The sequence below is a fragment of the Idiomarina sp. genome (assembly GCF_019431395.1).
Lineage (GTDB): Bacteria > Pseudomonadota > Gammaproteobacteria > Enterobacterales > Alteromonadaceae > Idiomarina.
In genome coordinates, this window is the sequence record NZ_CP080268.1 from 72907 (window position 1) to 85994 (window position 13088).

Consider the following 13088-nt stretch of genomic DNA (forward strand, 5'->3'; position numbering starts at 1 on the left):
ATAATTAATATGGCCGAGCTTATTTTGGATGGATTAGGAATTTATATTGAGTAGGGTAATTGAATGAAAATATCTTGGTTTTTAATACTGACTGTGCTCATTCATAGCTCTTTTGCCTGTGCTCCTGTGGCTGGTACTTTCAGTCAGTCTTCAATAAAGAGTGCAGGAGTTGCGTATGACTTAGTCTTAGAAATTGAGCGTGAAAATCAAGACTTAAATAAATCAATATATGATAGTAAACAACAAACACAACCTCATATTAGTTGCATTACTGGTTATAACCTCTTAATTTCAGCCGTGCCTGTTATTTTGGCACCCAACTCAAACTCGGTAGGTTTTGACCAAAGCCTGACTCACCAACCCCCTGTACCTCCACCAAACGCGTAACCGTTAACTTAGACTTTTTAAAACCTATAAGTTAATGGAGAAGCAACATGAAGTATTTATACTTCGTGGCAGCCTTTTGCTTAGGTGCGCTAGTGCCTGTGGCGACGGCTGCGACGACAGATTTAACGCTGAAAGAAGCGTTACAAAAAACGATCAAGAATAACCCTGAGTTACTGGAGTATGATTATAAAATACGAGCTGCAGGAGCACTGATAGAGCAGGCTGAGTTTTCAGCGAACCCAAGGGTATCTGCGGAAATAGAAAACTTTGCCGGCTCAGGACGGCTAGAAGGTATCAGTAACTCACAATTGACCGTATCCTTTTCTCAGCTCATAGAGTTAGGGGACAAACGGCAGTTACGCGTTGAAGCTGCAACCGAAAAAGAGAAAGCTCAGCGAGCAGAGTTTGAGTATCGTCAAATTGAGGTTTTGGCAGAAACCACACAGCGTTTCTATGACATTTTAAAACTTCAGCAAGTCGCGCATACCAGCGAGCGTCAAATTCAGCGAACTGAGCGACTGATAAAAGTGGCACAGGAGCGTGTAGAAGCTGGCGCGGTGCCTAAATCCGAGGTTATTCGCATTAAATTACAGTTAGAGCGCCAATACGCTTTCTCTGACGAGTTGAACGGTAAACTGAAAAAGCAACAAGCTGAACTGGCTTCAATGTGGGCAGGCGAGCTCAACTTTAAGCGGGTCTCTGGAGACTTTACTTTTCCGCTAAGCCTCCCGGAAAAAGCCAACGTGTTATCGGCTGTTAATCGGGCGCCGGAGTATTTGCGTTTACTGGACTCTGAGCAACTTCTACAAGCGCAAGCCAGAGCGTTAGCAGCGGACTCAAAGTCGGATATTACCGTTGGTGTCGGGGCTCGCTACAATAATGAGTTCGATGATGTAGGTTTAATCGTCCAGGCATCGATGCCATTGCAGTTCACTGACCCTAACGTCGGTCGCATAAAACAAAGCCGATTACTGCATCAGTCTAACCTGGCGCAGCAAAAACAGGTTCGGCAGCAACTAAAATCACTGGCTTTATCGCTAGTGCACAGTTTGCAAACTCACCAAAGTTATCTGCAAAAGATAAATCAGCGACTGATGCCATTATCTGAGCAATTACTTGAACAGACTCAACAGGGTTACGCACGCGGAACGCATTCTTTGTTGCAAGTGTTAGACGCGCAAACGGAGTTAGCCAAACTCGAGTACGAAAAAGTTTCTCGGAAACATGCGATTTACAGCGACATCATCGAATTAGAGCGCATGACCGGACAGCCGTTTTTAGGAGTACAACAATGAAACTCAACACATTGATTACAATTATCTGCATTGCCAGTTTTTCACTGCCCGCATTGGCTTATGAGAAAGAACACGAAGAGCATGAAGCACCCCATACCAATTTAAGTGATGCAGCAATAGAAAACGCGAAATTAACGTTGGCAACAGCGAGCGCTCAAAGCATTCGAGTAAAGCAAACAATTTTCGGTGTAATAGCCCCCAATAATAACAATATTGTGCATATCGGAGCGAAGTACAAAGGTATTGTTACGTCACTAAAGGCCAATATCGGCGATGCCATAAAAGCCGGGCAAACTCTGGCTGTTGTTGAGAATGTTACGACAGGCACGGCATTTGAAGTCATCAGCCCAATTAGCGGAGAGGTAACTGCACGTTTTACCAATGTTGGTGAAGTGGTTGAGCAAAAGCCATTATTTGAAGTCCTGGATCCATCATCGGTCTGGGTAGAGCTTTCAGCGTTCCCGGAGAACATTGAGTCGTTAGCAGAAGAGCAAACGACCTATGTGTACGACTTGCATCATCATAAAACCGTCGAAGGAACTGTGTCTTATATCTCGCCACAAATGACTGGCGGACATATTGCACGCGCACGTATCGAGTTGCCCAATCAGTCGGGGCATTGGCGACCGGGAATGCACGTAAAAGCGGATGTCGTTACAGACAGCTTTAACGCGAGCTTGGCGATAAACAATGATGCTGTTCAACGTTTAGACGATAACCCCGTTGTTTTTATTAAAGAGGGTAATCGTTTCGAAGCCAGGGAAGTTGAGTTAGGCCGAACTGACGGTGAATACACCGAGGTGTTATCGGGTATTGAGAATGGCGAAAGTTATGTCGTTGAAAACAGCTACTTGATAAAGGCTGACATTCTAAAACAAGGCGCAGGCCACAGCGATTAGGGAGAGTAAACAATGATAGATGCACTCATTCGCTTTGCGGTTGAGCGTCGATGGCTGGTGCTTGCCGCAACTTTGTTAGTAGCAGCTGCGGGCGTTTATAGCACATTAAAGCTACCCATCGATGCTGTGCCGGATATTACCAATGTTCAGGTACAGATAAATTCAGAAGCGCCAGGCTATTCGCCATTAGAAACCGAACAACGTATTTCTTATCCGGTGGAAACCGCGATGGCAGGTTTACCAAAGCTGGACTACACCCGCTCGATCTCACGCTATGGGTTGTCGCAAGTTACCGTGGTGTTTGAAGAGGGCACCGATATTTACTGGGCTAGACAGCAAATCAGTGAGCGATTGCAAAAGGTAAGGGGAGAAGTACCCGACGGTATCGAGCCGACGATGGGGCCAATAGCCTCCGGCCTTGGTGAAATTGTTAATTATGTAGTACGCGCGAAAGAGGGGGCTACCAATGCCGATGGCGAGGCGTATACGCCCGAGCAGTTGCGTACCATCCAGGATTGGATCATTAAGCCGCAACTGGTCAAGGTGCCCGGTGTTACCGAGATTAATAGTGTGGGGGGTTATGAAAAGCAATACCAGGTGGCTCCCATCCCCGGTCGTATGCTGGCCTATAAAGTGACCATGCAGGACCTTTTGGCAGCATTGGATCTTAACAATAGAAACGCTGGTGCCGGTTATATCGAGAAAAATGGTGAGCAATGGTTGGTGCGTTCGCCTGGACAGCTTAAGACACTTGACGATATTCGTGATGTGGTCGTGACAAAACGTGATGATGCACCGGTGCGCGTGAGTGACGTGGCTGAGGTCAAACTGGGAGAACAATTACGCACTGGCGCTTCAACCTCGGGCGAGAGCGAGGTGGTATTGGGCACGGCCATGATGCTTATTGGCGAAAACAGTCGCATCGTTGCACAGAATGTCGCCAATAAAATTGAGGAGGTGCAACGAAGCTTGCCAGACGGGGTGGTGATTGAAACGGTGTATAACCGTACTTCTCTCGTTGATAAAACTATTGCAACGGTCGAGAAAAACCTGTTTGAAGGTGCGGTGCTGGTTATTGTGGTGCTTTTCATTCTGCTTGGAAATGTCCGTGCAGCACTGATTACGGCGTGCGTTATTCCCTTGAGTATGCTGTTTGCGGTAAGCGGCATGGTCGCCAACAAGGTGTCTGGTAATTTAATGAGCCTGGGCGCAATTGATTTTGGTATTATCGTCGATGGTGCGGTCATTGTGGTTGAAAACGCTTTGCGACGGCTTGGAATTGCACAGCAACGCTTAGGCCGGGTACTTACCACTAAAGAGCGCTTAATTGAAGTAACCCATAGTACTCGTGAGGTATTTAACCCTGCGGTATTTGGTGTGCTTATCATTATGCTGGTGTACTTGCCCATATTTGCGTTAAGTGGTGTTGAAGGCAAAATGTTTCATCCCATGGCGTTTACTGTCGTAGCCGCGCTTTTAGGGGCTCTGATTTTCAGCGTTACCTTTGTACCCGCTGCTATTGCAATATTTGTCCGTGGCAATATTAAGCACGGTGAAAACCGAATAATGCGAGCCGCCCGCAAAGTGTATCAGCCGGTTTTACGGCAAACACTGAAGCTTCCAGTTGTCATTATTTTGCTTGGCTTTGGGCTGTTTGCGGTATCAATGTTTCAGGCGAGTCGCATGGGAACTGAGTTTTTGCCACAGCTTGATGAAGGCGATATTGCCATGCAAGCCTTGCGCATTCCGGGGACTGGCTTGCAGCAGTCTATAGCAATGCAAAAAGATGTCGAGTCTGTGGTGTCACGCTTTGACGAAGTTAAACTGGTATTCTCAAAAATTGGTACCCCGGATGTTGCGACCGACCCTATGCCACCGAGCGTCGCTGATACCATTATTATTTTAAAGGAGCGTGAGGACTGGCTAAACCCAGAAAAAACCAAAGAGCAACTGGTTGCTGAAATACGAACTGCTGTGCAAGAGCTTCCCGGTAATAAGTACGAGTTCACTCAACCGATTGAAATGCGGTTTAACGAACTTATTGCAGGCGTTCGAGCTGACTTGGGGGTTCGTATTTATGGCGATGACTTGCAAACGCTTAAACGGTTAGGCGACTCAGCCGCGGCAGTCATTCGCACCGTTGATGGCGCTGCTGATGTTCGGGTTGAACAAATGACCGGTTTATCGACACTCTCAGTGATACCTAAGCGTGATCATTTAGCGTTATTAGGCCTAACAGTGGCTGATGTGCAACGGGCAGTTCAAGCAGCGGTTGGCGGCGTTCAGTCAGGGATTATTTACGAGGGGGATAAACGCTTCAAACTCATGGTACGTCTCGACAAAGAATGGCGTAAGAGTATTGAGCAGCTTAAATCACTGCCTATTGATCTGCCTGCCGGCAACCCTGAGCTGCGCTATGTGCCGTTGGGAGAGGTCGCCGAATTGAGTTTGGAAAGTGGACCGAACCAAATTAACCGAGAAAGCAGCAAACGCAATGTTATTGTGAGTGCGAATGTTGAAGATCGTGATTTGGGCTCTTTTGTGGCAGATGTTCAGGATGCGCTAACGACTGAGGTTGATTTGCCAGCAGGTTATTGGGTTAACTACGACGGTACCTTTGAACAGCTGCAATCAGCTTCCCAACGGTTGAGTTTGGTTGTGCCATTAGCGCTGCTATTAATTATTGGCCTGCTATACAGTGCGTTTAATTCGCTGAGCAGTGCACTCGTCATATTCACAGGCGTTCCCTTAGGGCTGACCGGCGGGATATTCGCATTAGCGCTGCGTGATATGCCGCTATCAATTTCCGCTGCAGTCGGCTTCATTGCACTGTCGGGCGTGGCGGTTTTGAACGGCGTGGTCATGCTGACATTCATACGGCAACTGCTGCGCGACGGACTGCCATTGAAAGATGCGGTGTTTGAAGGCGCGCAACAGCGGTTAAGACCTGTACTGATGACTGCTCTCGTAGCTAGCCTGGGCTTTGTCCCTATGGCACTTAATACCGGTGTCGGCGCTGAGGTACAGCGACCACTGGCTACTGTGGTAATCGGCGGCATTGTCTCGTCGACATTATTGACTTTGGTGGTGCTGCCAGCGTTGTACTACACAGTGCAGCGCTTTAAGAGACCCCGTGTAGAATAAGTTGAAAATTTAAGCACGCTCTTTATTGGGCGTGCTTGTTAATTTTTACATTGGTAGAGATTTGATTGGCACGCATCGGATACGTGCAAAAAAACCGCATAAAGTGCAGGGCTTTTTCTGAATAGTGGTGCGGAGGCGGAATCGAACCACCGACACGAGGATTTTCAAATAGGCAAGTAGCCGCACTTATAATAGTCAAATAGACGCTGTCAAAACCGGTATTTGGTCGACACACCCGTCGTCTGTGTGTTAGGACCGCGCCAGGTGGGGAAGTCGACTTTATGCCATCAGGTCGCGTCGGATCGTCACTACTTGACGTTTGACGACCATGCCATCCTAACAGCTGCTCAAAAAGACCCAACCGGCTTTATTCAAAGCCTGCCAGAACAGGTAACGCTTGATGAAATTCAAAGGGTGCCGGAATTGATACTGGCGATAAAAGCTGAAGTCGATCGCAACCGACAACCAGGGAGGTTTCTTCTCACTGGCTCTGCGAACCTATTGCTACTACCTAAGGTGAAAGAGTCGCTAGCAGGCCGTGTGGAGATCTTACATTTACACCCACTGGCCGAATTAGAGAAAGAGCAAAACAAGCCCGCCTTTTTAGAGGCATTGTTCAGTGGCAAACTCAAGCCCAGAATCACTCAAGCTCAGCAGGAACTCTTGGGGTAGCAGAGCGTGTATGTCAGGGCGGTTACCCAGAACCGTTAACTCGCTCTGCTTCACGAGCACGGCAATGGTACCGGCAATACCTGCAAACTATTATTCAGAACGATGTGAAAGACATTGCCAATATACGCGACGAGGACGAGCTACTGCGCTTAGCCGAATTGCTAGCTTTACGTACAGGTAATTTACTTAATACCAGCAGCATCGCAACTGATCTTAAAATGCGTCGCGAAACGGCTGAAAAATACATTAGTATATTGGAGCATTTGTTCTTGGTTTATCGCTTACCTGCATGGCATAGCAATCAAGCCAAACGGTTGGTAAAAGCCCCCAAACTGCATTTAATTGATAGTGGCTTGGCCGCCTTTATGAATAATTTAAAACCTGCCGAATGGCATGATTATTCTTCCGACTTTGGCCCATTGCTGGAAAGCTTTACCATTCAACAAATTCGCACTCAAGCGGAATGGTTAGAGGATCCTATTCGACTCAGTCATTACCGAGATAAAGACAAGATCGAAGTCGACTTGGTGATTGAACAAGGCCGCGACATTTATGGCATCGAAGTAAAAAAAGCCGCCAGCATTCAAGCCAAAGATGGTGAAGGACTAAAACGGTTGGCTGCGCAAGCCGGTAAAAGCTTTAAAGGGGGCGTATTACTCTATTGCGGCAATAACGCACTGCCACTAAAGACTGAAAACTGCATCGCGGCTCCAATGACGTGGCTTTGGCAAAACGATTTTTTATGAGGGTAGAGGTAATGCCAAGTTACTGAACTGTGTGACTAAGTGTGTTACATCCGATGTTCAGAAACAAAAAAGCCCCGCACAAAGTGCAGGGCTTCTTCTGAATAGTGGTGCCCGGAGGCGGAATCGAACCACCGACACGAGGATTTTCAATCCTCTGCTCTACCGACTGAGCTATCCGGGCGACGAGGCGTATTAAACGTTTTTTTGCGTTCCGAGTCAACCGCTTTTCTAAGGTTTTTTACTGTTTGCTCAGTAAATCACCACTTTGCGGTTAATCGACGCTCAAATAGGTACTGCCTGCCAAACATTTCTCGTAAAAGTTGGTCCAGCGTACGCCTTCGCGCGGTGCCAGGCTGCCTTTACGAACTTGGCGATCAATTTGTTTCTTTATCGTTTTAGCCATCGATTCGGTGTTGTATTGCATGGTTGTCAGCACTTTTTCTGCCGATGTGCCCGGAACAACTTCTTCGATGTAGAAGTCTCCCGGTTCGTCGTCATGGCAATAGACGTGTACTTCGGTTAAGCGGCCGAATAAATTGTGCATATCCCCCATCACGTCCTGATAGGCGCCGGTCAAAAACATACCCACATGATAGTCTTCGCCTTTGCGCAGCGCGTGCATAGGAATATTATCGCTAATTTCGGTGCCTTCAATGTATTTGCTGAGCTTGCCGTCGCTGTCACAGGTAATGTCGGCAATGGAACAACGCACCTCGGGTTGCTCGTTCAGTCGTGAAATCGGCACGATAGGTAGCACCTGCCCAATGGCCCAGGTATCCGCCGCTGATTGGAAAATCGAGAAATTACACAGGTACTGGCTGGCGAGCATGTCTTCCAGCTCTTCCAGCTCCTGAATAAATTGATTCTCTTCGTCCAGCGACTGGTGGATTTCGGTCAAAATGCGCCAGTACATGGTATCCAGTTTAGCCATTTCCGGTAATGACAAAATGCCCAGTTTAAATGCCTCATAGGCGTTTTGCTTATAACCGGCGGCGTCATTGTAGCGCTCCTGCGGATGGTACTGATCGCCCGACTGATAAAGCTCGCGCATGTTTTTGACCAAAATGTGCTCGTCATCGCTGGCGCTGACATCAAACTCGGTACCGGCGGGCTTAATTTCACCGACGATGTTGGTTACCACACAGCTATGGTGTGCTGTCATGGCACGACCGCTTTCGCTGACAATATTCGGGTGTGCGACTTTCTCTAAATCACAAATTTGCTTGACGCCCCATACCACGTCGGCAACATATTCTTCGGTCGAGTAGTTACGTGACGAATCGGTGGTAGAACTAGTGCCGTCATAATCGATGCCCAGGCCGCCGCCAATATCAAGGTATTCCAGCGGCACGCCTTCTTGTACTAACTTAGCGTACAGACGCGCACCTTCGGTTACCGCCTCTTTGATTTTACGAATATCAGAGAGCTGGCTACCGATATGAAAATGCAGTAGCTTCGCGCAATGCAGCATGTCTTCGTCACGCAGGCGCTGCACAACGTTAAGAATTTCGGCAATGCTTAAGCCAAATTTTGCCCGATCGCCACTCGAACCTGCCCACTTACCGGAGCTACGCACCATCATCTTCGATCGCAAGCCGATCATTGGCTCTACGCCCAGCTTCTTAGCCAGCGGAATGAGCATTTCCAGTTCCGAGTATTTCTCGATAACGATGATCATTTTGCGGCGCAACTGGCGTCCTAATAACGCCAGTGTCAGATAATCTTTGTCTTTGTAACCATTTAAAATGGTCAGTGCGTTGGGGTTATCGTTGTACGCCAAAACAGCCATCAATTCCGGCTTGGAGCCGGCTTCGAGGCCATAGTCGTAGGGTTCGCCGGCGTCCATGATCTCTTCGACCACTTCGCGCATTTGGTTAACTTTGATCGGGAACACGCCGCAGTACTTGCCATGGTAGTCTGCATCGCTAATGACCTGGGCAAAGGTCTCGTTAATAATCTCCACTTGTGAGCGCAGAATATCGTGAAAACGAATAACTGCCGGGAACTCTATCCCCTCGGCTTTTATTTCGTCGACCACGTCATTCATATCAATGGTGATATCGGGGTAGCGGTGGTTAGGCGCAATTTTAATGTTACCGTTGTCGCCGATCGAAAAATAACCGGCGCCCCAACGGTTAACCCCGTAAAGTTCTTCAGCGTGTTCGATTGTCCAATCTGACATTAAGCCTTTGCTCCTGACTGCTCTAGCGTCAATAAAATTTCGCGTACGATTTTAGCGGCAAACACATCGGAATTACCGGTGGGATCAATTTTGGGCGATAGCTCGACCACGTCCGCGCCAACGAAGTTCTTCTCACGCAGTATTTTCATCAAACTAACAAACGAGTGGAAGTCTTCACCGCCGGGCTCGGGTGTTCCCGTGCCGGGCAAAAATGACGGGTCAAAATAATCTAAGTCGAGCGTTAAATAGACCGGTCGCTCGCCGGCGATTGCGCGCACGCTGTCTAAAAACTCCTGCCGTGACTGACGGATGGTGCCGTGTTGCTTCATCCATTGATATTCGTCGCGGGTGCCTGAGCGAATGCCATACTGAATTAATTGATGGTCGTCACCAAAATGGTCGTAGGCGCGGCGAATAATCGACGCATGCGAATAATGATAGCCTAAAAAGCCGTCGCGCAGGTCGGCATGCGCATCCAGGTGCAGTAAGACGAGATCAGGGAATTCATTTAAATGCTTAACAATAGGCGCATACGAAATCGAGTGCTCGCCGCCCAGGGTTAAAATTTTGGTTTTTGTGCCGTTAAGCGCCAACGGTTCAAAAATCGCATTAAAATCGCCAACGGCATGGTGCCACTGTGCTTCAACGTCTTCATCGAAGCCGAGGCGCAGGTTGCCGAGGTCAAAAAATTCATAGTCTTCCAGGTCGGCGTCTAAATAGGGCGAGTAAGATTCTATGTCTTCAGAGACGGCGCGCAGGCCATCGGGACCTTCTTTGGTGCCTTTACGAAAGCAGGCAGTTCCATCAAAGCCGAAGCCGATGATATGGGTATTGCCCGGGCGAATTGTAAACGAACGTTCGGCGCCAAAAAATGGTCGACTGGGATCGTTAGTCGGAACCGGTAATGGGATCTGAGACATAAACTCACTCACCTCAAAGTTATTACTGTACTGCCTTATGGCGCTCTTTTTTGACCGGGTTAAACAGTTTTGTCTGAATATCGATCAATTCCTGGCTTAATTGCTTGCGTTGCATCCAGGTATCCTGCAACGGTGTTGTGCACAATTCATTGCGCGATATACCGGCCATTACGCCAGTTTCGCCGCTACGGATTAACTCCACCGCGTGTACGCCCAGCCGAGTGGCCAGGATACGATCCATGGCAGTGGGGCGACCGCCCCGTTGTACGTGACCTAGCAGGCAGGGGCGGCAAGGGAAGTTTAACCGATCTTCTAACTGCTCTGCCAGACGTACAGCACCGCCGGGCCATTGATTTTCGCATAGCACCATGACGTAACTTGAATCACCGCGAACCCGGTGCACGCCTTCGATATGTTTAACCAAAGCGTCGACGGTCAATGGTTTATCTTTTTGCAGTTCCGGCAGGATCATACGTTCCGAGCCACAGGCCATGGCGCTGCTGATGCCTATGTAACCGGCGTTACGGCCCATAACCTCTACGATAAAGACGCGGTCCATGGCCTCGGCGGTGTCACGGATCTTATCCAGCGCATCCATCGCGGTTTCTACGGCGGTGTCGTAGCCGATGGTATTGTCGGTGCCATACAAGTCGTTATCAATAGTGCCGGGGACGCCAATAATAGGGCCTTGCCAAAATTTAGCAAGATGATCGGCACCGCGAAATGAACCGTCGCCACCAATAACGATAAAGCCGTCAATTTGATGCGCATCAAGGTTCTCAGCCGCTTCACGGCCGCCATCGTCGGTTTTAAAACGCTCGCTACGGGCACTTTTAATGATGGTGCCCGAATATTGCAAGATATGCTCCACGCTCTCGCGGCCTAATTTAACGTAGTCGTTGGTCAGCACTCCCTCGTAACCATGGCGAAAACCAACCACTTCAATTCCATAATTTTCGGCTGTTAATACCACGGCGCGAACGGCGGCATTCATGCCAGGTGCGTCACCACCACTGGTGATAACAGCAATACGATTAATAGCGTCAGAAGATGACACGATCTCTACTCCTTGATACTGTCTTAGTGATAGCTTACCTATAGAGCCATGGCATACCAAGAGGAAATTTGATGTCGACTGAAGTTACTCGCTTTGATTATCAGCAAATGCTGCAATGGGCCGACGACTGCTTGCAACAATCGGGCGCTTCGGGTGAGATTGCACGCAATGTCGCTTTTTATTTATTAGAGGGTGATTTACTGGGCTATTCCACTCATGGGTTGATTCGGTTGCTGAATAATTGTCAGTGGCTGCAACGCGGTGACAGCTTAGGTAAGGGTCAGCCGCTGACGTTAAGCGAGCGCGCCGCGGTAGCGCATTGGGACGCACAGCATTTGCCCGGGCCTTACGTGGTGCCGCAGGCAATCGAAGCCGCGGTGACTATGGCCAAAAATGCCGGCACGGGTACTATTGTGATACGTCGCAGTCAGCACATTGCGGCATTAGCGTCTTATTTAAGTCTGGCGACAGAGCAGGGCATGGTTGTCAGTTTGATGTGTTCGACTCCCGGACAGCGAGCCGTCGCACCGTTTGGCAGTAAACAAGCGGTGTTTTCGCCCAATCCGTTTGCGGTGGGCGTGCCGAGCTCTACGACACCGCTGTTATTAGATATGAGTTTTTCGATGACGGCTGCGGGCAAAGTTCGCCAGGCAAAGGCTAATGGCGAGAAGCTACCCTACCAAGCGTTGGTGACAGCGGATGGCGAATGGACTGACGATCCGGCCACGTTTTTTGCCGAACCTGCTAGTGCTATTGCGCCGTTGGGTGGCGAAAAATTAGGTTATAAAGGCTATGGGCTGACGCTTTACAGCGAGATCTTAACGATGGCGCTGAGTCAGTATGGTCGTCGGCAGGGCAGCGATGACGGTGATGCCAACTCGGTTTGGGTGCAGGTTATTGACCCCAGTGCTTTTGGTGAGCAAAAAGCCTTTATTGAGCAGGTAGACGATTTGATTAACGATTGTCGCGGGGCGGCGCCGATTAGCGCGCAACAACCGGTGCGTATTCCTGGTGAACGTGGCTTAGGATTAAAACAACAGCAATTAAAATCAGGGCTTGAATATAGCGACGCAACCTTAAAAGTATTGCGCCGCTGCAGCGAATTTACCGGTGTGGCAATGCCGGGGTCAAAAGCCTAAGGCTGTAGACGCTGTATTTGCCAACTACCGCCGACCGGCTTATAGATAAATCGGTCGTGCAGACGGTTGCGGCCGCCTTGCCAAAACTCGAATAAGCTGGGCTTAATCAAATAACCACCCCAGTGTTGCGGACGCGGCACTGGCTGGTCTTTGTATTGCTCCATCAATTGCTCAAACTGCTGGTCTAAGCTGTCGCGTGAGTCGATCGGTTGGCTTTGTTGCGACACCAGCGCGCCAATTTGGCTGCTTTTAGGGCGAGAGTGAAAATAACGATCGTTTTGCTCGTCCGATAAGGGTTCGACATGACCCTGAATATGCACCTGGCGCTCTAGCGGTAACCACGAAAAATGTGCCGAAATATGCGGGTTTAACGCCAGATCACGGCTTTTGTTAGAGTTTTTATTGGTGTAAAAACGCAAGCCATTCTCGTCGTGGCCTTTTAACAGCACCACGCGTTGGCTGGCGCAGCCGCCACCATCAACGGTTGCGATGGTCATTGCCGTGGGATCAGCGCTAAGCTCCGCCTCAATGGCCTGTTGCAGCCATAACTCGAATTGCTGGTGAGGGTTCTGCTTTAGTTGTTCCTGCAGCAATTGACCCAGTCCATAATCACGACGAATCTGTTCAAGATCCATGGTGTACCTCTT

Annotated in this window: 11 protein-coding genes and 1 tRNA gene; 7 read left to right on the forward strand and 5 right to left on the reverse strand. The window is 48.9% G+C overall.

Going from position 1 to position 13088, the window contains the following annotated elements:
* The first annotated feature begins 63 nt into the window (after positions 1-63).
* The 6 genes from KZ771_RS00345 to KZ771_RS00370 all read left to right on the forward strand — a co-directional run bounded on the left by KZ771_RS00345 (position 64) and on the right by KZ771_RS00370 (position 7143).
* Entirely contained in the window at positions 64-387 is a 324-nt protein-coding gene (locus KZ771_RS00345; RefSeq protein ID WP_006955685.1) for a hypothetical protein, read from the forward strand.
* Between the two features lie 47 nt (positions 388-434).
* Positions 435-1682, forward strand: coding sequence for a TolC family protein (locus KZ771_RS00350; protein WP_290654040.1), 1248 nt, complete (start codon positions 435-437; stop codon positions 1680-1682).
* On the forward strand, positions 1679-2581 hold the full coding sequence (locus KZ771_RS00355; protein ID WP_286875710.1) for an efflux RND transporter periplasmic adaptor subunit: 903 nt from the start codon (positions 1679-1681) through the stop codon (positions 2579-2581). The genes KZ771_RS00350 and KZ771_RS00355 overlap by 4 nt, the downstream gene beginning before the upstream one ends.
* A 12-nt stretch (positions 2582-2593) precedes the next feature.
* Complete coding sequence (locus KZ771_RS00360) at positions 2594-5725, forward strand: CusA/CzcA family heavy metal efflux RND transporter (protein ID WP_290654041.1); 3132 nt, start codon at positions 2594-2596, stop codon at positions 5723-5725.
* Between the two features lie 222 nt (positions 5726-5947).
* On the forward strand, positions 5948-6397 hold the full coding sequence (locus KZ771_RS00365; protein WP_365996495.1) for an AAA family ATPase: 450 nt from the start codon (positions 5948-5950) through the stop codon (positions 6395-6397).
* A 104-nt stretch (positions 6398-6501) separates the two neighbouring features.
* Entirely contained in the window at positions 6502-7143 is a 642-nt protein-coding gene (locus KZ771_RS00370) for a DUF4143 domain-containing protein (protein ID WP_290654043.1), read from the forward strand.
* A 105-nt stretch (positions 7144-7248) separates the two neighbouring features.
* Here KZ771_RS00370 and KZ771_RS00375 read toward each other — a convergent pair.
* From KZ771_RS00375 to KZ771_RS00390, 4 genes are all read right to left on the reverse strand, one after another.
* A tRNA-Phe gene (locus KZ771_RS00375) sits at positions 7249-7324 on the reverse strand.
* A gap of 90 nt (positions 7325-7414) precedes the next feature.
* Positions 7415-9325 carry a biosynthetic arginine decarboxylase gene (speA, locus tag KZ771_RS00380; protein WP_290571835.1) on the reverse strand — a complete coding sequence of 637 codons (1911 nt, stop codon included), beginning with the start codon at positions 9323-9325 and terminating at the stop codon, positions 7415-7417.
* Positions 9325-10245, reverse strand: a complete 921-nt coding sequence (gene speB, locus KZ771_RS00385) for an agmatinase (protein WP_290654044.1) — start codon at positions 10243-10245, stop codon at positions 9325-9327. The genes speA and speB overlap by 1 nt, the downstream gene beginning before the upstream one ends.
* Positions 10246-10267: 22 nt before the next feature.
* The gene (locus tag KZ771_RS00390) at positions 10268-11302 is read right to left on the reverse strand and encodes an ATP-dependent 6-phosphofructokinase (protein ID WP_290654045.1); all 1035 of its coding nucleotides are present in this window, start codon (positions 11300-11302) and stop codon (positions 10268-10270) included.
* Positions 11303-11373: 71 nt separating this feature from the next.
* Between KZ771_RS00390 and KZ771_RS00395 the strand changes: the two genes are divergently transcribed.
* A complete protein-coding gene (locus KZ771_RS00395) occupies positions 11374-12441 on the forward strand; it encodes an Ldh family oxidoreductase (RefSeq protein WP_290654046.1) in 1068 nt (355 codons plus the stop codon).
* Here KZ771_RS00395 and pdxH read toward each other — a convergent pair.
* Positions 12438-13076: a pyridoxamine 5'-phosphate oxidase gene (gene pdxH, locus KZ771_RS00400; RefSeq protein ID WP_133540582.1), complete on the reverse strand. Its 639-nt coding sequence runs from the start codon at positions 13074-13076 to the stop codon at positions 12438-12440. The genes KZ771_RS00395 and pdxH overlap by 4 nt on opposite strands.
* Between the last annotated feature and the right edge of the window lie 12 nt (positions 13077-13088).